We start from the raw sequence: 22,695 nt of genomic DNA, 5'->3' as shown, positions 1-22,695 counted from the left end.
AATGAAGTATATTAAAGGACTAGAAAATAAGAGGTGTAACGATGAAAATATCGACTAAAGGACGTTACGGTTTAACGATTATGATTGAATTGGCGAAGCATTATGGTGAAGGACCGATTCCGCTTCGACAAATTGCTGCAGATAAAGATTTATCTGAAGCATATTTAGAGCAGTTAGTGTCACCATTGCGAAATGCAGGACTTGTCAAAAGTGTCCGCGGTGCATATGGCGGATATATGTTAGCACACAAGCCAAATGAAATTTCAGCAGCTGATGTTATCCGTGTATTGGAAGGGCCGATTCAGCCGGTTGAAGGAATTGAAAATGAAGAAGCGCCACAACGTGAATTATGGATGCGTATTCGCGATGCAGTAAAAAATGTATTGGATACAACGACGATTGACGATTTGGCTAAATATACGAATAATGAAGTATCTGACGGCTATATGTTTTACATTTAGTGTTATTTAAAGGAGTTAGTTTGTTTTGAAAAATACAATTTATCTTGATCATGCCGCAACTTCACCCATTGCACCGGAAGTAATCGATGTAATGGCACGTGCAATGGCCGAGGAAAGCGGTAATGCATCAAGTATTCACACAGTTGGACGCAGTGCACGTAAAGCACTGGATGATGCTCGGGCAAGTTTAGCAGCAAAGGTAAATGCGAAACCCTCTGAAATTATTTTTACAAGCGGTGGAACAGAAGCCGATAATATGGCTATTTTTGGAACAGCGTATGCGCGCCAAAAAGAAGGCAAACATATTATTACAACAGCAATTGAACACCATGCCGTTTTACATGCGTGTGAAAAGCTTGAAAAAGAAGGTTTTACGGTGACGTATTTACCTGTGGATAAAACAGGGCGAATCAGTGCTGAACAGGTGAAAGAGGCATTACGTGATGATACGATTTTAGTTACGATTATGTATGGTAACAATGAAGTCGGCACAATCCAGCCTATCGCCGAAATTGGAGCGATTTTAAAAGAACATTCCGCAACATTCCATATAGATGCCGTCCAAGCATTCGGACTGGAAAAAATGGATGTAGAAGCTCTTCAAGTTGATTTGCTCAGTGTTTCTGCCCATAAAATTAATGGTCCTAAAGGGATTGGTTTTTTATATGCAAAAACAGGAGTTAAATTAACCAATATCCTATATGGCGGTTCCCAGGAGAAAAAACGCCGTGCAGGAACGGAAAATGTACCGGCGATTATTGCATTTGCAAAAGCTGCCGAGTTAGCTGGACAATCTGCACTTGAGCGTATCGAGCAGTACAACGGATTCAAAAATATTTTAATCGAACAGTTCCAGCTGGCAGGTGTTAAGTTTCATCTGAATGGTCATCAAAAGAGCGTGTTACCGCATGTATTGAATGTCACTTTCCCAGGAACGGATGTTGAATCATTTTTAATCAATCTGGACATGGCAGGTGTACTTGTATCAAGCGGTTCTGCTTGTACGGCTGGTTCGATTGACCCGTCCCATGTACTTGTTGCGATGTATGGACAGAATGCGCCTGAGCTTCGTAGTTCCATTCGCTTCAGTTTTGGGTTAGGATTAACAGATGAGTTAGTACAGGAAGCAGGAAAGCGTACTGCTGAAATTGTGAAACGACTAACTTCGTAAATTTATAAGAAAGACTTCGCGCCTTTTACGCGATTTGTCTAAGAAAAGGTGAATAGTAAATGGTAGAAACAAGAGATCCATCTCAAATTCGAGTAGTTATTGGAATGAGTGGAGGCGTAGATTCATCAGTAGCGGCATATTTATTGAAACAGCAAGGCTATGATGTAATCGGTATTTTCATGAAAAACTGGGATGACACGGATGAGTTTGGTGTATGTACAGCGACAGAAGATTATGATGATGTTATCGCAGTATGCAACCAAATCGGCATTCCGTATTATGCTGTCAACTTTGAAAAACAATATTGGGACAAAGTATTTACGTACTTCCTGGAAGAATATAAAGCAGGTCGTACACCGAACCCGGATGTTATGTGCAATAAAGAAATTAAATTTAAAGCCTTCCTGGAGCATGCACTGGCACTTGGCGCAGATTATTTAGCGACAGGCCATTATGCACGAGTAGCACATGATGAAAATGGTGTGAAAATGCTTCGAGGCATTGATAATAATAAAGACCAAACATACTTCCTGAATCAGTTAACTTCTGAACAACTCGAAAAAGTCATGTTCCCGATCGGTCATTTACCGAAGCCGGAAGTTCGCAAAATTGCGGAAGAAGCAGGTTTGGCTACAGCGAAGAAAAGAGATTCAACGGGAATCTGTTTCATCGGTGAACGTAATTTCAAAGAATTTTTAAGCCAGTACCTTCCAGCACAGCCAGGCAACATGGAAACATTTGATGGTGAAGTAAAAGGTACGCACGACGGTCTAATGTATTATACATTAGGGCAGCGCCACGGCTTAGGAATCGGCGGAGACGGTGAACCTTGGTTTGTGGTCGGGAAAGATCTAAAACGAAATGTATTATATGTAGGCCAAGGCTTCCATCACGATGCACTGTACTCGGATGCATTGACTGCGGTAAAAATGAGCTTTACAGGAGAAGCCAGAACAGGCACATTTAACTGCACGGCAAAATTCCGCTATCGTCAGGAAGACTCGCCGGTAACAGTGACAATGCGTGAGGACGGTACAGCATATATCGAATTTGCAGAGCCGGTTCGAGCAATCACACCTGGACAAGCGGTTGTTCTGTATGATGGTGAAGAGTGTCTGGGCGGCGGCACGATCGATGGTGTATTTAAAAATAGCGAACAGTTAACATATGTAGGGTAATAGACGATAGACGTTCATTATAAATGAGCGTCTATACATATTTTTAGAGGTGAAAAAATGGATACAAACTATAACGAAATCGGAATTAAAGCATTTCAGGAAAAGCGTTATGAAGAGGCTGCACAAGCTTTCACACAGGCAATTGAAGGACAGCCGAATGATGCAATCGGCTATGTAAACTTCGGTACATTGCTTGCGGCAATGGGTGATATCGAACGTGCCGAACGCTTTTTCCAAAAGGCGATTACAGTAGATGAAAAAGCTGCTACTGCATATTACGGATTGGCGAATTTATATTATGAAGCAGAGCGCTATACAGAAGCCGCAAAACTTTATCAAAAATCAATTGATTACGGTATCGAAGGGGCAGATGCCTATTACATGCTGGCAAAATCATTTGAACGCGAGCAGCAATTCAAATTGGCGCTGCCATTTATGCAACGTGCAGCAGAGCTTGCGCCAAAAGATCTGCAAATACGTTTATCATACGGCATCTTGCTTTGCTCTTTGGAAATGTTCGATTTTGCGAAGCCGGAGCTGGAATTTGTTATTGAAGAAGACTGGAACAATGCGGATGCACATTATAATTTAGGTGTATTATACGCAGTCTCCACTTCAGATACCGATAAAGCAAAATATCATTTAAAACAAGCTTACACATTGCAGCCTGAATTCGATCAGGCGAAGTATTTATATGATATGATTTGCCAACGTTCAAATTAATTGAATTGAAGAAAATATAGAGTGATGTGTTGAAAAGAGAATTTTCAGCCATCACTTTTTTATGTTTAAATGATACTAAAATGAAATACTTCAAAACAGTAAGTTTATGATATGATGGATGAAACTGACATTTAGTTGAGGTGAGATATGCAGCATGCACGCTAAAATAGATAAAGCAGATTGTATGTTTTTAATTTCTGACGAGACAATGTACCAATTTCAGCAGTTGATTGAGGAACTTAATTTATTTACATTAATACTTCCGTTCAGTGAAGAGTCTTACCAACGCACAGTCATCATATTTGATATTTGGTATTTATTATCTACTGAAGAAATCGATCGTATTTCCAATCCGGAAAATACGATGATCTACCCAATACGGAAATTTTTATTGGATAAAATTAAAAGCTTTCAAATAAAACGTTATATTCAGCTTGCTTTATATGAAAACAAAAAGCTGGCTTTTATTTGTGCAATATATGTCTATTTAAAGCAGGAGCAGTTCCTTAATGAGAAATTAGGGGAAAAAGAGGAAATGGCGGCGAACTTTCAGGCACTAAAAAGTTTCAGCAGTAAAAGTTTACGACCATACTATGATGCGAAATATATTGAAGTTGAAAATTACCCGCAACAGCTCGCTTTATTGCAAAGTACGATATTAAAAGAATTGCAGGTGCTAGTAATTGATTTCGAACAGTCCCTCCTTCACCACTATGAACAGGCAATTGCTGAGGCAAGTGAAATTTATGAAGCGGTTTTTGGATTAATCAACGACTGGGGTGGACGTGTAACATGAAAATTTCAAACCAGATTGAACATTTGCGAAACCTTTTCAACGAGTTGCGCTATATGGAAGTGATTCAATTCAGCACGATTACATTGCCGATTGCACTTGAAGAAAAAAGGTATGAAGAAGCACTTCTTTGCTATGAGTTTTTAGCCTCAACCTATTTTGAAATAGGAAGCTATCAAAACTTCCATGCGGTCATGGATGATTATGAAAAGCTTTGTTTAACTTATGGCAAAGATGAAAATAAAATGGTTTATTTCTATTTATATAGTCTTGAACATATCTTTACAAAACATCATGATCAATCGATTGAAGCCGCAAAAAAATCACTTAAATATGCGCATCTTCTGCAGTGCGATGAGCTTATTATCATTAATTATTGCAATCTGGCAGCACAGTACCGTTATAAAAACGAACCGGAAAATGCGCATATCGCCATAAAATTGGCGGAGTATTATAAACAGAAAGCCAGTACTGTCAATGCAACTGTTGTGAGAGGTTATTTAGGTGCCCTTTATTATTATGCTTCAACAAGCAGTGACAAGGAATTTAATCAGATAAAGCAAGATCTTTTGCAGCATCTGGAAGGCAAATATCCTTACTATGCCGGGAATATACTATTTGCGGAAGCGATTTTAAACTATAGGATTGGTCATGGGCATGAAAGCTTGGAAATGTTTGAACAGGCATTTTTTCAATTGGAGAAACAACAGAATATTGTTTTAATGTCTGTAGTTGAGAGATACTTACAACGTTTTAAGCTAATCGATCAATTCCGTTATAAAAATGAACTGCAGCAGCTGATCAATTTGCATAAAAATGAGCCGGCCAATGTCCGTAAAGAGCGAAACATCCACACCGACTTATTTTTCGAAGAGGAAACGACTGCGCTCGCAATCAAATTCCCGCATGTTGTTTCAAAGGAAAGCACGATCAGCTTTGTAGAAAATGCGCTTACGAACAAGGAGGCAATTTACTGTATCCACTGGTGTTTTATCACCGACAAAATTGAAGAGCTGTTTGGTAGCTTATTTAATGAGCAATTGTTATTTACTTTATTCGAATCAATTTATCAAAATATTTTCGAGTATGAGGCAAAAGTAAATGTATTATCGAAAAGCGCAGGAGAAGCGTTTATAAAAAATATTTCCGAAAGCGACTTTTTTAAGTTGTTGATGAAGCTGGAGGAAAAACTTCGAACAACTGCTGTTCATACGACATCAGGTATTGTAGAAATCCCGATTCATTTCGGATTTATCCATTCGGATCAATTGAAGAAAGAAGAAGTATCGTATGAACAATTAGCGGCTTTTGCCGATGCAAGTCTGTACTATGCAAAATCACACGGACAACTTTACATTTACAGTTAATTTAAAATAGTTTGTAAAATTCGGGTTGAAACGATACAATAGCTAGTATAGTAAAAGCGATGATGAAAAAAGAGTAGTAAAGCGGCGTTTTTTAGAGAGCTGACGGTTGGTGGAAGTCAGTAAACGTACTTTATGAATGGACTTTCTAGCTGCACAGAGGAAATGCTGTGCCGTAGTGCTCACGTTACGAGTTTTGAGTGGACTAAATAGATTTTATTTAGTCAATAAAGGTGGCACCACGGCTCTTTCGTCCTTTAAAAAGCGAAAGGGCCTTTTTGTGTTCCCAAATAGAAAAGCTGAGGAGAGATGAGCATGGTAGTAAAGACAGACAAGTATGTAATAAAGCAGGTAAATGGCGATACATATACGCCAATTTCGATTTTTGAATCAATTGTCGGAACAAAGAAGGTATTATTCGAATCCAATGCAAAATTTAAGCAAAATGGACGCTATTCCTTCATCGCCTTTAATCCGGTCGGTGAGTTAAAAGGAAATGCGGAATCCAGTTCTTATTCGATTCATAATCGGGAGCTGACGACTGAACAGAAACCGGTATTAACTTTATTGAAAGAGCTGTTGCCGATCCAAATAGAAGATGCTCCTTTTGCTTTTTTCGGTGGGGCAATCGGTTATTTTGGCTATGAAACAGCCTACCATTTTGAACAGATTGGGGAAATTGTAGGCGATGTATACAATATGCCCGATGTACATGTTTATTTTTATGAAACGTTCATCGTGATCGATCATTTGTTGCAGCAAGTTTCCATTGTGGCAATGGATTTGTTTCAGACGGGTCATACGATGGAGTTAATGGAGCAAAAAGTGGATGATATTGCACAAATGATGATGTCATCTTTAGCCTATAAGCACACAACAGAAATAGATGTACAGTTCGTACCGACTATAAAAAAAGAACGCTTTATTGAAATGGTTGAAACAGCAAAAGAGCATATTCGTAATGGTGATATTTTTCAAGTCGTTTTGTCTCAAACATTTGAAGCCGATTTCCGGGAAAATCCTTTGACGCTTTACCGGAAATTACGGACATCAAATGCTTCGCCGTATATGTTCTATATGGAATTCGGGGATTATACGGTTCTTGGTACATCGCCGGAAAGTCTTGTGAAAGTTCAAAAAGGCCTTGTCACGACAAATCCGATTGCAGGAACGAAGCCGCGAGGACGGAATGCACAGGAAGATGAAGCGATTGCAAATGCATTGCTGCAAGATGAAAAGGAAATTGCCGAACATAAAATGCTTGTTGATTTAGGGCGGAATGATGTTGGTCGTGTTGCGCAGGTTGGAACAGTCGCTGTGACAAAATATATGGAAATTGAAAAGTATAAATATGTGATGCATATCGTTTCGGAAGTTACAGGGAAGTTGCGCGATGATGCACATTTAGTCGATGTCATTGCATCAAGCCTGCCAGCCGGTACGGTTTCGGGGGCGCCGAAAATTCGAGCGATGCAGATTATTAATGAGCTGGAACAGAGAAAGCGTGGGATCTATGCGGGTGCCATTGGTTACTTATCGGCATCAGGGGATATGGATTTAGCACTGGCAATCCGTACAATGGTCATTAAAGATGAAAAAGCATATGTTCAGGCGGGTGCAGGGATTGTTTATGATTCAGTCCCTGAAATGGAATATGAAGAAACATTAAATAAAGCAAAAGCATTGCTGGAGGTGCGCAAATGATTTTACTTATTGATAACTATGATTCATTTACGTATAATCTGTTTCATCAAATCGCCCAGTTTGGCGAAGAGGTAAAAATTGTCCGAAATGATGTGATGACCGTTGAGGAAATCCGCAAATTGCAGCCGAAAGCGATTGTTATTTCTCCAGGACCCGGGGAACCGAAAGATGCGGGGATTGTCATTGATATGATTCGCGAGCTTTATAAAGAGATTCCGATATTAGGTATATGTCTCGGCCATCAGTCGATTGGCGAAGCGTTCGGTGCAACGGTGAGCCGTGCCCGAAATATTATGCATGGAAAAACAAGCACCCTTCAATATGAAAAAACGGGTTTGTTTACACAGTTCGACGGGGAAGTAGAAGTGATGCGCTATCATTCGCTTATTATTGAAAAGCCAACATTGCATGAAGATTTCCGGGTTGTTGCTGCAAGTTCAGACGATGGGGAAATTATGGCCATTCAACATGTTCAATATCCGGTTTATGGACTGCAGTTTCATCCGGAGTCCATCGGAACAGAACTCGGTACAGCTATGATCAGCGAGTTTTTAAAGAAGGTGGAGGTATTGGCATGATCCCGAAAGATAAACATGACATTGCTGCAGTGGAATTTCTGAAAGCCGCGGATACAGAAGTGGTCATTCCTTTATTGCCGGAGCTCCTTGAGTGGGTGCAGGATATGAACTGGCCTGTCGCGGAGCCAATGGTTGAACTATTATTACAATATCCGAATGAACTGACACCACTTGTTGATGAAGTGCTGCGCGGGGACGATGACATGTGGATTTACTGGTGTCTTGTGGAAATCGTACCAAAGCTGCCGTTTTATTCGAAGCTCGTATTGGCAGACGCCGTCGAACAAATTGCCGCAATGGAGAAAACATCCTTCAATGAAGATAATGTTGAAGCTGCTCAAGAAGCCTTAATCAGTTTTCAGCCGTAATAGATTCGCCTAATCGTATAGCGGTTAGGCGATTTTTTAATAATATTTAAAAATATGCGTCCAAATTGAATTTGTTTCCGTCTATAAGGGTGAAAGGAGGGCGGCTAGTGGATATTGAGAAATTAATTGATACATACAGTGATTATTTGTACCGCATTGCCTTTATATATACAAAGGATCGTTTAACAGCTGAAGAAGTTGTCCAAGACGTCTTTATAAACTACTATCAAAAATCAGAACAATTTGAACAGAAAGCCTCGATTAAAACTTATTTAGTAAAGATGACAATCAACCGCAGCTACGATTATTTGCGTAGCTGGAAAAGCAGGAAATTCGCATTGACTCAGTTTTTTCAGCAACATGAAAAAGGTGCCGAACAGATTTATGTCGAGAAGGAATTACAGGGGGAAGTAACCGCCGCTGTTCTTGCATTACCGGTAAAAGACCGGGAAGTGTTATTACTCTACTATTATGAGGAAATGACGGTTTTTGAAATCGCGGAACTGTTGGAATTGGCGGTATCGACTGTTAAATCTCGTTTACAGCGAGCTCGAGCGAAATTAAAGCCAAAATTAAGCATGGAGGTGATGGAGGATGATTAAGGAAAAATGGCAGCAAGAGTTAAGCAAACTGCAGTTAACGGATCAACAGAAGTCAAAATTAATGCAAACAATCGATCAGTCCAAACGCCCGAAACGACAAATGAATTGGACCATTGTTATTGCCCCGATATTTGTTTTTACAGCAGTATTTTTCCTGTATTTATTCGCTAATGGTGGAATCGTATCGCCTCCGAATCAGGCATCAAGCCCGGTAGTGGAAAACTTTGAACAAGATCAATTGGCCGAAGTTGCGAGAAGAGGGAAGTATGTTGCCATCATCAGTTTATTGCTGATTGTGAATGGAGTTTTCACCACAATCGTTTTCTTTAAAATGAAAAGATGGCAAAATCCGAAAACACGTAAACTTCGTAAAACAGTTTATAAATTACGCTATTTGCTCATTACACTCTCGCCATTTGTCGTCTATGCAATCGGGAGCGCTATCCAAATGTTCGAAGTGGACATTCAGTGGCTGAAACTTAGCATTTTCTTGCTTGTCCTTCTTATGCAAGTTGTAATTTTATTATATTTTGCCCGTAATACAACAGGAGAGGTATGCTGTCCGCATTGCCACTATTCGTATTCACATAAAGAACAAATAAAGATCGTTTGTAAATTAAAAATGGAATTGCGTTGTCCAAAATGCAGTGAAAAAATATATTATACTAAAAAGTACCGTCAAATCATCGGTGTACTAACGATGCTTACATCACCAACAATTATTTTCTCGTCATATTTTGATTTACCAGTATCTTTAACCATTCTGTGCCTGTTATTTTATGTACTGGCAATATTTTTAGTAGTGATGCCTTTATATTTGGAACTAACTGATGAAGAAGTATTTTTATATTAAAAAGAGCAGCCGGATTCATCTTTGGCTGCTCTCTTCTATTATAAAGTATACTCTACAGTAATTTTGCAATATCATTTTCTGCTTTTGTCGGTGAATCCTTTGGGGCATAACGTTTAATAACATTGCCATCACGGTCAACTAAAAACTTCGTGAAATTCCACTTTACTGATTGGCCCAGAAGACCTTTTGCTTCGGAAGTTAAGTGTTTAAATAAAGGATGGGCTTCAGAACCGTTTACTTTCACCATTTCGTGCATCGGGAACGTAACACCATAATCTAAACGACAGAACTCAGCAGCTTCCTCACTCGAAGACAACTCTTGTTTAAATTGGTCGGAAGGGAAGCCGAGTACGACAAAACCTTCCTCTTTATACTTATCATATAATTCTTCCAGCTCTGTAAACTGATTAGTAAATCCGCACTTGCTTGCCGTATTGACAATCATCATTACCTGACCTTTATAACGGTCTAATTCATATTGCTCGCCTTTTTCAGTCTTAACAGGAATATCATAAATATTCATGCCCCGTTCCTCCTCGAAACTATTAATATCATCTTTTGTATTTTTATCGTACGTAAAAAAAGGGTGTATGTAAAATAATCGCTCTCACTTAAAAATCAAAATAAAACACGAATCTTGTCGGAATAATGTCGGCTCTAATACTTATCCATTCTAATTTACAGGGGTCACTGTACCATTCCTATGTTTGCGCTTACATTCTTGGGAGACATAAAACTTTAACACCAAGGAGTTTTACAATGAATAGAAGTTGCGATTATTCACTGCAATAATAAAACAGGAGCTATCGGGTGGAGAAAGCAATTATTGAAGGACTGTCCATCGATTCAATTTAGACCGACGCCACTTTCTGCCTGTGTAGGCGTCCTTGCAGGAGAAGGAACATTAGGTTTAACATGGGTACGGGAATAAAAAATGCAGAGCTCCTTTCTAGATGCTCTGCATTTTTTCGTATTTAGATTGAAAGTATTGAATGAATCCAGCAAAAATAAAGGTAACGATGAGTGCTGACCCAATGAAGAGCACAACACCTTTCCAACCGTAGCTCATCCAGAAAATACCGCCGAGCGTTCCTCCGATACTTGATCCCATATAATAGGCGAACAGATATAAAGAGGAGGCCTGGGCTTTATCGACTTTGGCTAAATGGCTGACCCATCCGCTTGCGATGGAGTGGGCGCCGAAAAACCCAAATGTAAATATAACGAGTCCGCTTATTTTTAAAGGTAAACTTACGGGGAATGTAAGAACCGCACCTAAGAGCATAATGACAATGCCGCTATATAGAACATTTTGCCTTCCATATCGATCAGACAAGCTTCCGAACCATGTAGAGCTCCACGTTCCTACTAAATAAACAACAAATAGCCAGCTTACAAAAGTCATGCTTAAATTATAGGGAGACTCGACCAACTTGAAACCGATATAATTATACATGGTCACAAAGCTGCCCATTAATGTAAATCCAATCCCGAATAATAATACAAGTCGTCTATCTTTTATATGCTGGAATAGTGTTTTAGTCAGTAATCGGAACTGTAGTGGGCGTGGTGTGAAATGTTTGGATTCAGGTAATGCCCATACGAAGTAACAGCTGATAATAATGCTTAAAACCCCGAGTACAATCATTCCAATTTGCCAGCTGAATAAATCAGTCATCGTGCCGATTATTATACGGCCCGATAAACCGCCAATCGCATTTCCGCTTATGTAAAGACCCATTGCCACTCCTAAGCTTGAAGGTTCCATTTCTTCTCCTAAATAAGCCATCGCAATGGCAGGCACTCCGGCAAATACAATTCCTTGAATGATTCGCAATGCGAGTATCGTTTCAAAGTTAGGGGCAAACGCAAGTGCCAGTGTTAAAACCGACGCCGCAAATATTGAAGCGGTCATCAATTTTTTTCGTCCCCATGCTTCCGATAATGAACCAAAAAGTAAAAGGCTAAATGCCAAAACGGATGTAGCAGCAGAGAGTGATAAACTGGCTATTGCAGGCGAAACATTGTAATCATTTGAAAACTGGGGCATCAATGGCTGCGTTATATAAAGGTTGGCAAAGGTGATGAAACCTGCAGCAAATAACGCGATATTCGTCATTGTAAAAGCTTTTGTTCCTCTTTTTATATAGTCCATATAATCCCTTCAATCTTGATAACTTTTGAATAATCGCTCGTTTGGATAGCTTGCTATCTGTTATTTATCATTACAATTATTCAGTTGGTTGCCCTGTCAGTACTTGGGCGATTTCTTCGATCGTCATATCAGAGCGGAGATCAAATGCGCCTTTTTGAATAGAACGCGCAAATTCCGGTTTGGACAAATAAAGCTCAAGCTCGCGTCCATTTGTGACAATACCTAGATCTTCCGCTTGTTGTCCGATTGTATAAATGGATACATTTTCGTATATATAAATGGTCTCTTCCACTACATCTGATTTGTTTTGTTCCTCTGTGGCAGCAGATTTCTTTTCAGTTGTACGGGTTGTTTGCTCATCCGTTTTATTAGAAGTGTCACTATCAGGCTTTTGCTCGTTTAACTGTTTTTTCAATTCGGCGATCTGTTTTTCATAGTCGTCTAATTGCTTTTCATAAGCCGTGTTATCTTTCTGACTGGAATCTGAAGACAAATTGTCGAACAACGCCATGCTTGCACCTGCCAAAAAAAGACCGATACCAAATGCTCGCAATGATGATTTCATTATTGACCTCCATTTGCTAAAATCGATTGGATTTGAGCATGTGATAATGTCGAGCGCTTACTGATTTCCTCAATCGATAAGCCTTGGTTATTAAGCGCAAGTACTTGACTAACTAAAATGCCGTTAATCGGCTTTGCATTATTTTGCGGAGTCGCCTTAGGAGATGCTCCATAGCTTTGAGCTGCTTTTACTTGGGCTGCTACTTCCTGAAAAGAGGAGAAAGCCGCTTGTTGTTCTGAATTTTGCTGTTGGACAGAAGAAGGTTTGCGTACTTGAAAATTTGGTTCGACAAGCAGTTCCTCTTCCAAAGCTTTTACGCGTCGTTTTAAAGCATTCGTTTCCTGATAAATATTGATCGATAAATCTTCAACATCTCTTTCAACTTTTGCTGATTTGTCTTTAAATAATAGGGATATAATAATGACAGCAATACCAGCAATCATTAATATTGAAGAAAGTCCCATATGAAGTCCTCCGTTTCTTTTGATCTATAGCATTGTCTTGACAGTAAACTTGCATTTGAAGTGGTTAATTGTTTTCTTACTGCAGATTCCCTTTATTTTAACATAGTAAAACTTATTAAGAAATCATACTAGATTTTTTAAAACAGTGTGTTATAATAGGTAAGTCGTATAAATCATGCTCAAATAAATTTATTCTTAATTTAGAGTGGGAGGGTTAATGATGCGCGTAAACATTACTTTAGCTTGCACAGACTGCGGCGAACGTAACTACATTTCAAAAAAGAACAAGCGTAACAATCCAGAGCGTCTTGAACTTAAAAAATATTGCTCTCGCGAGAAGAAGTACACTCTTCACCGTGAAACAAAGTAATAATCGCTCATTTAGCCAAAACCACTCGTTGGTTTTGGCTTTTTACTTGATACCCTATTAAATTTTCCTATGATCATTCAACGAATTTGATTGATGATAGGAAAGTTTAACTTAAAACAGCTTGATTGAAAGTGGGGATTTGTTTGGAGAAAAGAGACTATCGTATAAACGTGCAGGAAAAGTTGTCCAATATGACCGATCAGGAATATCGTGAACGTTCAATGGAAATCGCTCGGCAATTATTACAGGAACCATCTATTCAAAAAGCAAATTTAATCGCAATTACTTTATCAAATCAGCCGGAAGTGGATACGACGTTTATTATTGAAGAATTATGGAAATTAAATAAATATGTTGCAGTTCCGAAATGTAATCCGAAAGATCGCTCGATGCAGTTTTACAAAATTAACAGTTTTGAGGAAACCGAACGAGCATATAAAAATATATTAGAACCGATACGAGAAAGAACGGAACTGATTGAAAAAGAACGGATTGATGTTATGGTCGTGCCAGGGGTAGTCTTCGATCGTCACGGGTACCGAATCGGTTTTGGCGGGGGTTATTATGACCGTTATTTAGTTGGATTTAATGGAATGCGTATATCCCTTGCATTTGAGGAGCAGCTGTTGAACGAAATACCGAGAGAATCACATGATCTTCCGGTACATATACTACTTACAGACAAAAATCGCATAGTCTGCGAATAATTGGTGGAGGAACGACAATGAAGTCAATGTTGGATGTGCTTGGCATCTTAAAACAATACGGTATTTACATTTATACAAAGGACCGTATTGGAGATCTATACTTAATGGAAGACGAAATCAAGGAATTATATAAATCGAAATTTATTGATACAAAAGATTTTCAGATGGCTCTGTTAATCCTGCGTCAGGAAGAGCAAAGGCTTAAAGCAGGAAAATAACCGTCATTTAACGTATAATAGTAGGGATCATAGAGAGATATGCTTGTTTACTTAGGGTTTTAACTTTTTGGCGAACATATCCCGAGTAAAACAGCGGCAGTAACCGCTGTTTTCGTATTTAACGAAACCTTTTCAAGTTTAATACGTACTAAATAATAGTGCTATTTTATGAATGTAACTGTTTAAACGAAATAATGTTGCGGATTTGTTTGAAAAGCTTTAACATAGATTTTGTTTGAATGAGGATTTTACACAAATAAAATAATGTAATTAAAAAAATCGAATATGTAAAGAGAGGATGTATAGGATATGAAAGATTTTAAATGGCCTAAACATTCGATATTAGCGATTGCCGTAATAGCAACCTGGATTAAAACTGTAATTGTTTATGAAACTAGCTTTGATATGAAGATAGAAAATGCAATGCAATTGTTAATTTTGTTTATCAATCCATTAAGCTTCTTATTATTCTTCTATGGATTGTCATTATTCTTGAAATCACAAAAAGCGCGAAATCGCTATATTATCGGCAGTAGTATTTTACTGGCCTTAGTAGTATACGGAAATGTTGCCTTTTACCGTTTCTACAATGACTTTGTAACATTGCCTGTTTTATTCCAAACGAGTAATTTTGGAGAACTAGGTACATCAGCTGCAGCAATTATCAGCTGGATGGATCTCTTCTATTTTGTGGATGTATTACTGATTATGTTAACCGTAAAGCTTTTACCGAAAAAAGAAGAATCGTTACTGCCTATACGTAAAGATGCACGTAAAGCATACTTTGTCATGACGGCAGCTATTTTATTTTTAAACTTAGGTTTAGCAGAAACTGAACGTCCCCAACTATTGACACGAGCATTTGACCGTGAATTATTAGTAAAAAATATCGGAACTTACAACTACCATCTATACGATGTATATGTGCAATCGAAATCGTCTGCACAGCGTGCGTTGGCAGATGGCAGTGAGCTAGTAGAAGTAAGTAACTATGTACGCGCAAATCAGGCTGAACCTAATGTCGAAATGTTCGGCAAGTACGAAGGGCGAAATGTAATTGCAGTTTCACTTGAATCTTTGCAGTCATTTGTGATTAATGAAGAAATGAATGGGGAAGTAGTCACACCATTCCTGAATTCATTGACAAATGATAAAGATACGTATTACTTCAGTGATTTTTACCACCAGACGGGATTAGGGAAAACTTCGGATTCTGAGTTTATTTTCGAAAACTCGTTATATGGTTTAGGCCGAGGTGCTGTATTCTTCACACATGGTGAAAATACGTATAACTCCTTTGCAGAGCGTTTAGGTGAAAATGGATATTTCACAAATGTTATGCATGCGAACAACAAATCATTCTGGAACCGTGATATGATTTATAAATCATTTAAATTAGACCAATTTTATGATATTGAATCATACGAAGTAACGGAAGAAACATCTGTAAACTGGGGATTAAAGGATATTCCATTCTTTGAACAATCCGCATCATTGATGAAAGAAATGCCACAGCCATTTTACAGCCGTCTCATTACTTTAACAAACCATTATCCGTTCTATTTGGATCCGGAAGATATGATGATTCCTGAATACGATTCAAATTCAGGTACGTTAAACCGTTATTTCCAAACGGTTCGCTATTTGGATGAATCGGTGAAGGAATTCTTCGATGATTTAAAGGAACAGGGTTTATATGAAAATTCGATTATTGTGATGTACGGAGACCACTACGGAATTTCCGAAAATCATAATAAAGCGATGGCTAAATATTTAAATAAAGAAGAAATCACACCATATGACAGTGCGCTTTTACAGGCTGTCCCATTATATATCCACATCCCTGGTTCAAATGATGGACAAGTGATGGATAATGTAGCAGGTCAGTTGGATATTCGTCCGACATTACTGCATCTGTTAGGTATTGAAACTTCAAAAGATATGCAATTAGGTGCTGACCTATTCTCGGAAGAACATGAGGATTTCGTTATTTTCCGTGATGGTCGATTTGTAACAGATCAGTATGTGTATGCTGGTGAAGTATGCTACGACCGTGAAACGGGAGAAGCGATTGATACGGAACCGTGTCAGCCATTCATTGACCGTGCAACACAAGAACTGGAATACTCGGATCAGATTATTAATGGTGACCTGTTGCGTTTTTATGATACAGAAACGGGTAACCTGCTGATTGATAAGGATTATAAATAATTAAAGCTGCCCCCGGAGAAATTCGGGAGCAGCTTTTTTCTCATATAAAAAACGTATTGCTTCTACAGCAATACGTTTTTTTGTTGCAATTAATGAGTTGGTGGATAGCCCTGATTTAATACCGTCATAATGACGAACCAACCGAAAACACCTGCAGCTAAAGCATTGAAGGCAGCAGCTAATAGGTTTTTCTCTTTGATTGATTGGAATATGCCAATTACGCCAAAAATTGCAACTAAACCGAAAATAACCATTAATAAGTTCATAAAAAATTGACACTCCTTTCAACATTCCAAAAAATGTCTCAACAATATTCCTCTTTTATTGTAAAGGTTTCCAAATCGTTTGTCGAGCACTTTAAAATGGCGTTTGTTTGAACGATATCTTTCACTAGGAGATCGATAGAAAAAATGTATAATGGAAACTGAGGTGATGATTGATGTTAAATGTTAGAAAATATAGTCTTGGACCGATTCAAACGAATTGCTATATTGTAAGCAATAAAGAAAAAGACTGCTTAATTTTTGATCCAGGTGAAGAAGGGGCACGCATTGTAAATGAATTACGAAAAAATGGCTTAAATCCATTAGCAATTTTATTAACCCATACACATTTTGATCATATCGGTGGAGTGGATGCGGTACGGGCAATATACAATATCCCGCTGTATGTCCATGAAAAAGAAGTGGACTGGCTTGCGGACCCGATGAAAAATGGTTCAGGCAAATATGCGGAATTGCCAAATTATATTGTCAAAAAACCTGAGGAAGAACATATTATCCGAAAAGAAGGGGAAATGACAATCGGTGCATTTACCTTTACGGTAGCCCATACACCAGGGCATTCTCCTGGAAGCGTATCTTTTATTTTTAAAGACGATGCGTTTGCGATTGTGGGCGATACATTATTTGAACAAAGCATCGGACGCACAGATCTGATTGGCGGTTCGATGAATGTCTTGTTGAAATCGATTCATGATAAGCTTTTATCATTACCGGAAGATACAATTATTTATCCAGGGCATGGCGACTATACGACACCAGCTGCAGAAATGGATTCCAATCCTTTCTTAAATGGCTTTTAACCATACTTATGTAAATAAAAAACGACCGCTCTCTATTGAAGAGCGTGTCGTTTTTTAATGTCCGCCACCTGGAGTGTGTATGAATGTTGTGTAATAGGTGAAACCGGCGAAGAAAACAGTCAAGTATGCGCCAAAAATGTACATGTACATGCGTTCTGAAAGATTTAAGAAGCCTAATAATAAAAATAAACCTGTATTACCTACGAATAATAGCGAAACCTCGTTCATACCACCAAGGTAGAACATAACGGCGAAAATAGCAGTCCAGAATGCCATAACTTTATACATATTGCTCATCAAATATCCCTCCTTTTCTAAAAAAATAGAATAGTCTCTCATTCATTATAAATCAAGTTTCTGGATAATGTAAACTGTGAGATATAGAAGAGTTGTGACAAATGCATGTTTTTTCCATTAATTGTGTACGGAAATTTTGTATTTACAAAAGTCACAGTCGTTAACCATGCTTTCCATTTTCGTAACTTCATGCCGGTCAAACAGTACATCAACTTGTCCATACAAATAGGATTCGTGGAGCTGACAAACGATTTCTCCGTAGTTCGATATCTGTTCTTGGAAGGGGCAGTTGAAAAGAGAGAATATGATGGTTTTGGATTGGTCATGTTCAATTACTTCAGGAATATAACCGATTAATGTGGCACTTTTCGTAATCATGGCCAATTTCTCGTCAAAAGTAAATGGAGATTTTCGTTTTATAGACTTCATTTGTTCAAGCATCGATTGTTTTCCGTCGCGGTAGCTGATTTCCTGTGCTTTGCTCAACGCTGCTTCACCAAGTTCTTGAATCAGTTCAAGTGACCATTTAATTAATGAAGATGTATCACGTCTAGGGATGCTTAAATTGATTCCTTCCTGTTTTGCTTTATATACTCTACCAGGTCGTCCGCCTTTTCCGGTTTTTAAATGTTCGGAGGAAATAGCGCCAATTTCTGCAAGTTTCGTTAAATGCAGACGTGCTACATTGGAATGGATTTTAAATTGCTCTGCAATATCCTGAACGGATAAAAATTGCTTTTGCTGCAACATAAACTCATAAATTGAAAACCTGGTTTCATCTGCAAAAGTGCTGGAAATTTTAATCGGATGTATCATAAGTAGACCCCCAATACGGTAAAAATTTAAAAAATGCTAACTTTATTATTATTCTACATGAAATATTAGCAAATTTGTTAATATTGAAAGAAAATTCCTATTAAAAAGAAATTTTATCTGTTTTTATAGGAAAGAGTGGACATTCCATTTATAATGGAGTCACATCTAACGAATTGGTGAAGGGGTGATTACCATAAAACAATTATCGATCATTGAACAAAAATGTTTGGAGCTTTTATCTAAGGCCGCACAACTTCATGTTACAGACATCCATTTACTCCCTAGAGAAGGGTGCTATGATCTGTTGATGAGAAAATACGGTCGCTTTGAAAAGGAGGATGAACTCCCTACAGAGCTTGCTACCCGAATGATTTCCTATTTTAAATTTCTTTCTTCGCTTGATATTAGTGAAAAGCGAAAGCCTCAAAGCGGTTCCTTCCAAAAATTTATCGACCAGTCGATGTATGCCTTCCGGATTTCCACATTACCTTCCAGCTTCTTTAAAGAAAGTTTAGCAGTTCGAATATTACGACAGAACTACACCGTCCCGCTGCAAACATTATGTCACTTTCGGGAAAGTGTTGAACAGTTGTATAGACTGGCCAGACTGGAAAGCGGGTTAATATTACTTAGCGGTGCGACGGGAACCGGTAAAACGACCACGTTATATTCATTGCTCCACTATTGTTCACAGCATTTATCTCGACACGTCATTTCTTTGGAAGATCCAGTAGAAAGCAGGCAAGAGCAGCTGTTGCAAATTCAAGTGAATGAGCGAGCCGGAATGACATATTCGGCAGGTTTAAAAGCAATTTTGAGACATTCGCCTGAAGTGATAATGCTCGGGGAAATCCGGGACAGGGAAACAGCAAAGGTTGCCATAGAGGCGGCATTTTCCGGACACCTTGTTATTTCAACGATTCATGCAAAGGATACGGTGAACTGTATTTACCGGCTTCATGATTTGTCGGTTTCATTTGAAGAAATGCGGCAGATGCTAAGAGCGGTTGTTTCGCAGCGTCTAATCCAGACAGAGGAAAACGGTTATAAAGCTATTTTTGAATTTTTAACCGATGAACAATTGGAGCTTGCCTTTGAATCGATTATTCAGGAAAAATACTTTACATTACCTTATGAGCAAACATTGGCAGGTCAAATTGCAAAGCTTCAAGGAGACTACTATGAATACACCACTCCTTAAAAGGGCCACATCTGTTACTTTATTAAAAAAACCTGCCATAAAATCCTCGGAGCTCCCTACATTACTCCAACGAATTTCCACACTGTTAAATGAAGGTTATACATTTGGTCATAGTATCGAAATGCTGTTGCCCTATCATATAAAACAATATGAACCTGTCCAACAGGAAATATCATCAATATTGCGTGGTGGTGGCAGTGCAACGCAAGTTTTCCAGCTGCTTCGTCTAGATAGACAATATTTAGTCTCAATTGAGTTGGCAGAAGTGACGGGTAAGTTGAGCGAAGCAATTGCTCTTGTTGCAAAACAGCTCGTTTTCCAACAGCAGGCGAAAACAAAACTATTAAAAATAATATCGTATCCGCTCATTTTATTTTCATTTTTAATCGTATTATTTATCGGCTTCCGAACGTATTTTCTTCCTAACATGTCCACTGTTATTACATCCCGTGTTCATAGCGAATCGTCCGCGAGCATTCAGTGGTCGACGTTTTTCCTCCATATGCCGGACTACATTATAGCAGTCGGCATCGTTCTAAGTATTGTACTCTCCTTGGTAGTTTACCAAATTCGAAAAAAACGAATTGATCTCCAGCTTCATCTTCTGTTTAGAATCCCGTTAATCGGACTTTTTTGGCGCCTGTTTCTGACAAGGCAGTTTGCCCGCCATTTAGGAAATCTGCTATTAGCGGGGTTCTCGCTTCAAAAGGCATTCGACCATTTAAAAACACAGCAGCACCAGAAACAGATTGCCTATATTGCCGGTACCCTCCAAGAACGCATTCTTATTGGCGATTCATTGGAGCGGGCAGTGGAAATTGTCGGCTTTTTCTATCCGAAATTTGAACATTTTATAGCACATGGTGAAGCGAGCGGTTTGCTGGGACGGGAGCTGATTTTATATTGTGAACTTTTGGATGAAAAGCTTCAGAAAATTATTGAACGAATGCTGGCGATTATTCAGCCCCTGCTTTTTGTGATTATTGCCATTTGTGTCATTGCTGCGTATTTAAGTATTTTAATCCCGATGTATGATGTTATTGATTTTATATAAGAAGAGGTGGAACAGATGAAAAATGAAAAAGGATTTACATTAGTTGAAATGCTTGTGGTCTTATTGATTATCTCTGTTTTGATACTCGTAACTATTCCAAATATATCCAAACACTTCACATCGATCGATGAAAAAGGTTGTGATGCCTATATACTGATGCTTCAAGGACAAGTCGAGGCGTATAAGCTTCATAATAATGAATATCCCGCTTCAGTCTCAGATTTAATTACGAAGGGTTATATTATGAAAAAAGAAAATGAAGAGGATAAGGATTTGAAATGTCCGGATAATACGAAAATCGATATTGTAGAGGGTAAAGTTGTATTGGTAAAAGGAACGTAGTGATGAAGCAGAAAATTAAATCAGCTGTAACGGATGAAAAAGGTTTTACATTAATGGAAATGCTTATTGTTCTCTTTATTTTTTTAGTAATCAGTTCAATGATTCTCTATTTTTCACAAAAACCGTTGATGGTCTACACAGAAAAGCAGGTGATGGACCAAAATGAGATGTTAATTCGCATGACACAATTATTATCCATTGAGAAAGGAACACCTCATAGTTTTGAAATTCTTAACTGTCAGTGGATTCGAATAAAGGAGCGCAATACTGCTGACATTGTTTATGATCAGAAAATAGCGCGGCCTATCGATATGTTTTTATCTACACCTTATAACCGGCTCATATTCAATACCCAGGGGAACGTCCAGGCGTTTGGTCGTCTTACGTATCACTTTGAGGATACAAGCTATCAGTACTCCGTCAATATCGGGAAAGCGAGAATTTTTGAAAAGGAGGTTTTTCATGAGCCAGGAAGGACTAACACTTGTTGAAACACTGTTAGCGGTCGTCATTTTATTTTTCCTTTCGTTGACAATCATTCCGCTCACATTTAATATGAAACAGCAAATTGCCATTCAAAAAGTTCAAACACATGCAGCGGAAGCAGCTTTTATAGGAGCGATGAAATATAAACGGTATGGACAAACATCCGGGATGCAGCAAATTGACGATGTACAGTTTCAATGGCATTATGACGGGCGCCAAGTATGTGTGCATTATGATCTTAATAATAAGAATGAGGAACTGTGTGTATGAGGGAGAGGCGAATATTAAATGAGCGGGGTTTTACATTACTGGAGAGCTTATTTCAGTTAACCGTGTTTGTACTTTTTAGTTCGATTACCCTGCTAATTCTTTTATGGGTTCGGGATCTTCGACAGATTGAAATGATGAAAGATGAAGTGAACTGGGAATTGTTCGTATATGATCTTCATCAATACAATATGAATTCCGCATCCGGTAAAGTGCTCAGTTCGAGTATGCTGCAACTTGAAATATTAAATGATCCCGAGGAACGGTTATTTGTCTTCGATAAATCTGCAGAGCATTTACGTAAAAGGTCGAATAAAGGAGGAAATGAAATTATGCTGCCTTTTGTTGAGAACTGGGAGCTTGCGATTATCGGAAATGAATTGAACATGAAGGTAGTGATGAAAGATGGAACAAAACGAGAAAGGGACCTCGTATTACCATTACCTCCAAAATGACAAAGGTACACTATTTCTCTTGGCAGTATTTTTATTATTCATCGTTTCCGGAGCTGCCGTTTTCTATACAAATGCATATTTTGCGCAAATAAAAGTATATAATTCATTGGAATCTATTTACGTTCGTGCTACGATAAATATACTAAATTTACCTTAAAGTTCGACTTCTTTTTGCAAAGTCGAAAAAATGTCACATTATGCGATATGA

Annotated in this window: 29 protein-coding genes and 1 other annotated feature; of the genes, 22 read left to right on the top strand and 7 right to left on the bottom strand. The window is 38.4% G+C overall.

The window, feature by feature from the left end:
- Window positions 1–41: 41 nt before the first annotated feature.
- The 11 genes from cymR to MKY71_RS11115 all read left to right on the top strand — a co-directional run bounded on the left by cymR (window position 42) and on the right by MKY71_RS11115 (window position 9,795).
- Window positions 42–461: a cysteine metabolism transcriptional regulator CymR gene (gene cymR, locus MKY71_RS11165; protein WP_008408540.1), complete on the top strand. Its 420-nt coding sequence runs from the start codon at window positions 42–44 to the stop codon at window positions 459–461.
- 25 nt (window positions 462–486) lie between these two features.
- A complete protein-coding gene (locus MKY71_RS11160) occupies window positions 487–1,632 on the top strand; it encodes a cysteine desulfurase family protein (protein ID WP_340732630.1) in 1,146 nt (381 codons plus the stop codon).
- 59 nt (window positions 1,633–1,691) lie between these two features.
- A complete protein-coding gene (gene mnmA, locus MKY71_RS11155) occupies window positions 1,692–2,810 on the top strand; it encodes a tRNA 2-thiouridine(34) synthase MnmA (RefSeq protein WP_340732628.1) in 1,119 nt (372 codons plus the stop codon).
- 57 nt (window positions 2,811–2,867) lie between these two features.
- Window positions 2,868–3,533 (top strand): tetratricopeptide repeat protein, encoded by a 666-nt coding sequence (locus tag MKY71_RS11150; RefSeq protein ID WP_340732627.1) that lies wholly within the window; start codon window positions 2,868–2,870, stop codon window positions 3,531–3,533.
- A gap of 154 nt (window positions 3,534–3,687) precedes the next feature.
- The gene (locus MKY71_RS11145; protein WP_340732626.1) at window positions 3,688–4,329 is read left to right on the top strand and encodes an ATPase; all 642 of its coding nucleotides are present in this window, start codon (window positions 3,688–3,690) and stop codon (window positions 4,327–4,329) included.
- Complete coding sequence (locus MKY71_RS11140; RefSeq protein WP_340732625.1) at window positions 4,326–5,693, top strand: hypothetical protein; 1,368 nt, start codon at window positions 4,326–4,328, stop codon at window positions 5,691–5,693. The genes MKY71_RS11145 and MKY71_RS11140 overlap by 4 nt, the downstream gene beginning before the upstream one ends.
- A gap of 50 nt (window positions 5,694–5,743) precedes the next feature.
- Window positions 5,744–5,951, top strand: a binding site (T-box leader).
- A 54-nt stretch (window positions 5,952–6,005) separates the two neighbouring features.
- Window positions 6,006–7,394 (top strand): anthranilate synthase component I, encoded by a 1,389-nt coding sequence (gene trpE, locus MKY71_RS11135; RefSeq protein WP_340732624.1) that lies wholly within the window; start codon window positions 6,006–6,008, stop codon window positions 7,392–7,394.
- Entirely contained in the window at window positions 7,391–7,972 is a 582-nt protein-coding gene (locus MKY71_RS11130) for an aminodeoxychorismate/anthranilate synthase component II (RefSeq protein ID WP_340732623.1), read from the top strand. The genes trpE and MKY71_RS11130 overlap by 4 nt, the downstream gene beginning before the upstream one ends.
- Entirely contained in the window at window positions 7,969–8,340 is a 372-nt protein-coding gene (locus MKY71_RS11125; RefSeq protein WP_339171894.1) for a DUF5071 domain-containing protein, read from the top strand. The genes MKY71_RS11130 and MKY71_RS11125 overlap by 4 nt, the downstream gene beginning before the upstream one ends.
- Before the next feature lie 107 nt (window positions 8,341–8,447).
- Complete coding sequence (locus tag MKY71_RS11120; protein ID WP_339171891.1) at window positions 8,448–8,942, top strand: RNA polymerase sigma factor; 495 nt, start codon at window positions 8,448–8,450, stop codon at window positions 8,940–8,942.
- Window positions 8,935–9,795, top strand: a complete 861-nt coding sequence (locus MKY71_RS11115; protein ID WP_340732622.1) for a TIGR04104 family putative zinc finger protein — start codon at window positions 8,935–8,937, stop codon at window positions 9,793–9,795. Before MKY71_RS11120 ends, MKY71_RS11115 begins: the two co-directional genes overlap by 8 nt.
- Before the next feature lie 52 nt (window positions 9,796–9,847).
- Here MKY71_RS11115 and MKY71_RS11110 read toward each other — a convergent pair whose 3' ends face one another.
- From MKY71_RS11110 to MKY71_RS11095, 4 genes are all read right to left on the bottom strand, one after another.
- Complete coding sequence (locus tag MKY71_RS11110) at window positions 9,848–10,318, bottom strand: glutathione peroxidase (protein ID WP_340732621.1); 471 nt, start codon at window positions 10,316–10,318, stop codon at window positions 9,848–9,850.
- Between the two features lie 426 nt (window positions 10,319–10,744).
- Complete coding sequence (locus MKY71_RS11105) at window positions 10,745–11,950, bottom strand: MFS transporter (protein WP_340732620.1); 1,206 nt, start codon at window positions 11,948–11,950, stop codon at window positions 10,745–10,747.
- Between the two features lie 76 nt (window positions 11,951–12,026).
- Window positions 12,027–12,515: a hypothetical protein gene (locus MKY71_RS11100; RefSeq protein ID WP_340732619.1), complete on the bottom strand. Its 489-nt coding sequence runs from the start codon at window positions 12,513–12,515 to the stop codon at window positions 12,027–12,029.
- Window positions 12,515–12,979: a hypothetical protein gene (locus tag MKY71_RS11095; protein ID WP_339171881.1), complete on the bottom strand. Its 465-nt coding sequence runs from the start codon at window positions 12,977–12,979 to the stop codon at window positions 12,515–12,517. The genes MKY71_RS11100 and MKY71_RS11095 overlap by 1 nt, the downstream gene beginning before the upstream one ends.
- Before the next feature lie 220 nt (window positions 12,980–13,199).
- Between MKY71_RS11095 and rpmG the strand changes: the two genes are divergently transcribed.
- The 4 genes from rpmG (at window position 13,200) to MKY71_RS11075 (ending at window position 16,485) form a co-directional block, all read left to right on the top strand.
- Window positions 13,200–13,349 (top strand): 50S ribosomal protein L33, encoded by a 150-nt coding sequence (rpmG, locus tag MKY71_RS11090; protein WP_008408521.1) that lies wholly within the window; start codon window positions 13,200–13,202, stop codon window positions 13,347–13,349.
- A 143-nt stretch (window positions 13,350–13,492) separates the two neighbouring features.
- A complete protein-coding gene (locus MKY71_RS11085; RefSeq protein WP_339171879.1) occupies window positions 13,493–14,056 on the top strand; it encodes a 5-formyltetrahydrofolate cyclo-ligase in 564 nt (187 codons plus the stop codon).
- Between the two features lie 17 nt (window positions 14,057–14,073).
- Window positions 14,074–14,274, top strand: a complete 201-nt coding sequence (locus tag MKY71_RS11080; RefSeq protein WP_251686925.1) for a YqgQ family protein — start codon at window positions 14,074–14,076, stop codon at window positions 14,272–14,274.
- 309 nt (window positions 14,275–14,583) lie between these two features.
- The gene (locus tag MKY71_RS11075; protein ID WP_340732618.1) at window positions 14,584–16,485 is read left to right on the top strand and encodes an LTA synthase family protein; all 1,902 of its coding nucleotides are present in this window, start codon (window positions 14,584–14,586) and stop codon (window positions 16,483–16,485) included.
- An 89-nt stretch (window positions 16,486–16,574) separates the two neighbouring features.
- On the opposite strand, the gene MKY71_RS11070 is transcribed toward MKY71_RS11075, so the two are convergent.
- Window positions 16,575–16,751 carry a DUF2759 domain-containing protein gene (locus MKY71_RS11070; RefSeq protein WP_008404364.1) on the bottom strand — a complete coding sequence of 59 codons (177 nt, stop codon included), beginning with the start codon at window positions 16,749–16,751 and terminating at the stop codon, window positions 16,575–16,577.
- Between the two features lie 173 nt (window positions 16,752–16,924).
- Here MKY71_RS11070 and MKY71_RS11065 point away from each other — a divergent pair, with 173 nt between their 5' ends.
- Window positions 16,925–17,569: an MBL fold metallo-hydrolase gene (locus MKY71_RS11065; RefSeq protein ID WP_339171869.1), complete on the top strand. Its 645-nt coding sequence runs from the start codon at window positions 16,925–16,927 to the stop codon at window positions 17,567–17,569.
- A 54-nt stretch (window positions 17,570–17,623) separates the two neighbouring features.
- Here the strand turns inward: MKY71_RS11065 and MKY71_RS11060 are convergent, their stop codons facing one another.
- Window positions 17,624–17,866, bottom strand: a complete 243-nt coding sequence (locus MKY71_RS11060; RefSeq protein ID WP_008404362.1) for a DUF2626 family protein — start codon at window positions 17,864–17,866, stop codon at window positions 17,624–17,626.
- A 117-nt stretch (window positions 17,867–17,983) separates the two neighbouring features.
- A complete protein-coding gene (locus MKY71_RS11055) occupies window positions 17,984–18,682 on the bottom strand; it encodes a helix-turn-helix transcriptional regulator (protein WP_340732617.1) in 699 nt (232 codons plus the stop codon).
- A gap of 184 nt (window positions 18,683–18,866) precedes the next feature.
- On the opposite strand from MKY71_RS11055, the gene comGA reads away from it, so the two are divergent.
- The 6 genes from comGA to comGF are packed head-to-tail and all read left to right on the top strand — an operon-like array spanning window position 18,867 to window position 22,487.
- Window positions 18,867–19,883 carry a competence type IV pilus ATPase ComGA gene (gene comGA, locus MKY71_RS11050; RefSeq protein ID WP_339171864.1) on the top strand — a complete coding sequence of 339 codons (1,017 nt, stop codon included), beginning with the start codon at window positions 18,867–18,869 and terminating at the stop codon, window positions 19,881–19,883.
- Window positions 19,864–20,937, top strand: coding sequence for a competence type IV pilus assembly protein ComGB (gene comGB, locus MKY71_RS11045; protein ID WP_339171861.1), 1,074 nt, complete (start codon window positions 19,864–19,866; stop codon window positions 20,935–20,937). Before comGA ends, comGB begins: the two co-directional genes overlap by 20 nt.
- A 15-nt stretch (window positions 20,938–20,952) precedes the next feature.
- The gene (gene comGC / locus MKY71_RS11040; RefSeq protein WP_339171858.1) at window positions 20,953–21,279 is read left to right on the top strand and encodes a competence type IV pilus major pilin ComGC; all 327 of its coding nucleotides are present in this window, start codon (window positions 20,953–20,955) and stop codon (window positions 21,277–21,279) included.
- A gap of 2 nt (window positions 21,280–21,281) precedes the next feature.
- Window positions 21,282–21,770, top strand: a complete 489-nt coding sequence (locus tag MKY71_RS11035) for a prepilin-type N-terminal cleavage/methylation domain-containing protein (RefSeq protein WP_339194936.1) — start codon at window positions 21,282–21,284, stop codon at window positions 21,768–21,770.
- A complete protein-coding gene (locus MKY71_RS11030) occupies window positions 21,742–22,035 on the top strand; it encodes a type II secretion system protein (RefSeq protein ID WP_340732616.1) in 294 nt (97 codons plus the stop codon). The genes MKY71_RS11035 and MKY71_RS11030 overlap by 29 nt, the downstream gene beginning before the upstream one ends.
- Entirely contained in the window at window positions 22,032–22,487 is a 456-nt protein-coding gene (gene comGF / locus MKY71_RS11025) for a competence type IV pilus minor pilin ComGF (RefSeq protein ID WP_339171852.1), read from the top strand. Before MKY71_RS11030 ends, comGF begins: the two co-directional genes overlap by 4 nt.
- The last annotated feature ends 208 nt before the right edge of the window (window positions 22,488–22,695 follow it).

This window comes from Solibacillus sp. FSL W7-1324 (assembly GCF_038008025.1).
Lineage (GTDB): Bacteria > Bacillota > Bacilli > Bacillales_A > Planococcaceae > Solibacillus.
The sequence above is the reverse complement of the archived record's forward strand: the minus strand, read 5'-3'. Positions and strand labels throughout refer to the sequence as shown.

What these genes read in the sequence shown, in the direction of transcription:
- MKY71_RS11070 (WP_008404364.1), bottom strand. Translation starts at nt 16,751, where the DNA reads ATGAACTTATTAATGGTTATTTTCGGTTTAGTTGCAATTTTTGGCGTA.
- MKY71_RS11110 (WP_340732621.1), bottom strand. Translation starts at nt 10,318, where the DNA reads ATGAATATTTATGATATTCCTGTTAAGACTGAAAAAGGCGAGCAATAT.
- MKY71_RS11100 (WP_340732619.1), bottom strand. Translation starts at nt 12,515, where the DNA reads ATGAAATCATCATTGCGAGCATTTGGTATCGGTCTTTTTTTGGCAGGT.
- MKY71_RS11130 (WP_340732623.1), top strand. Translation starts at nt 7,391, where the DNA reads ATGATTTTACTTATTGATAACTATGATTCATTTACGTATAATCTGTTT.
- MKY71_RS11075 (WP_340732618.1), top strand. Translation starts at nt 14,584, where the DNA reads ATGAAAGATTTTAAATGGCCTAAACATTCGATATTAGCGATTGCCGTA.
- MKY71_RS11060 (WP_008404362.1), bottom strand. Translation starts at nt 17,866, where the DNA reads ATGAGCAATATGTATAAAGTTATGGCATTCTGGACTGCTATTTTCGCC.
- MKY71_RS11125 (WP_339171894.1), top strand. Translation starts at nt 7,969, where the DNA reads ATGATCCCGAAAGATAAACATGACATTGCTGCAGTGGAATTTCTGAAA.
- MKY71_RS11105 (WP_340732620.1), bottom strand. Translation starts at nt 11,950, where the DNA reads ATGGACTATATAAAAAGAGGAACAAAAGCTTTTACAATGACGAATATC.
- cymR (WP_008408540.1), top strand. Translation starts at nt 42, where the DNA reads ATGAAAATATCGACTAAAGGACGTTACGGTTTAACGATTATGATTGAA.
- MKY71_RS11145 (WP_340732626.1), top strand. Translation starts at nt 3,688, where the DNA reads ATGCACGCTAAAATAGATAAAGCAGATTGTATGTTTTTAATTTCTGAC.
- comGC (WP_339171858.1), top strand. Translation starts at nt 20,953, where the DNA reads ATGAAAAATGAAAAAGGATTTACATTAGTTGAAATGCTTGTGGTCTTA.
- MKY71_RS11035 (WP_339194936.1), top strand. Translation starts at nt 21,282, where the DNA reads ATGAAGCAGAAAATTAAATCAGCTGTAACGGATGAAAAAGGTTTTACA.
- MKY71_RS11055 (WP_340732617.1), bottom strand. Translation starts at nt 18,682, where the DNA reads ATGATACATCCGATTAAAATTTCCAGCACTTTTGCAGATGAAACCAGG.
- MKY71_RS11150 (WP_340732627.1), top strand. Translation starts at nt 2,868, where the DNA reads ATGGATACAAACTATAACGAAATCGGAATTAAAGCATTTCAGGAAAAG.
- MKY71_RS11095 (WP_339171881.1), bottom strand. Translation starts at nt 12,979, where the DNA reads ATGGGACTTTCTTCAATATTAATGATTGCTGGTATTGCTGTCATTATT.
- MKY71_RS11080 (WP_251686925.1), top strand. Translation starts at nt 14,074, where the DNA reads ATGAAGTCAATGTTGGATGTGCTTGGCATCTTAAAACAATACGGTATT.
- MKY71_RS11115 (WP_340732622.1), top strand. Translation starts at nt 8,935, where the DNA reads ATGATTAAGGAAAAATGGCAGCAAGAGTTAAGCAAACTGCAGTTAACG.
- mnmA (WP_340732628.1), top strand. Translation starts at nt 1,692, where the DNA reads ATGGTAGAAACAAGAGATCCATCTCAAATTCGAGTAGTTATTGGAATG.
- rpmG (WP_008408521.1), top strand. Translation starts at nt 13,200, where the DNA reads ATGCGCGTAAACATTACTTTAGCTTGCACAGACTGCGGCGAACGTAAC.
- MKY71_RS11140 (WP_340732625.1), top strand. Translation starts at nt 4,326, where the DNA reads ATGAAAATTTCAAACCAGATTGAACATTTGCGAAACCTTTTCAACGAG.
- trpE (WP_340732624.1), top strand. Translation starts at nt 6,006, where the DNA reads ATGGTAGTAAAGACAGACAAGTATGTAATAAAGCAGGTAAATGGCGAT.
- MKY71_RS11065 (WP_339171869.1), top strand. Translation starts at nt 16,925, where the DNA reads ATGTTAAATGTTAGAAAATATAGTCTTGGACCGATTCAAACGAATTGC.
- comGB (WP_339171861.1), top strand. Translation starts at nt 19,864, where the DNA reads ATGAATACACCACTCCTTAAAAGGGCCACATCTGTTACTTTATTAAAA.
- MKY71_RS11030 (WP_340732616.1), top strand. Translation starts at nt 21,742, where the DNA reads ATGAGCCAGGAAGGACTAACACTTGTTGAAACACTGTTAGCGGTCGTC.
- comGF (WP_339171852.1), top strand. Translation starts at nt 22,032, where the DNA reads ATGAGGGAGAGGCGAATATTAAATGAGCGGGGTTTTACATTACTGGAG.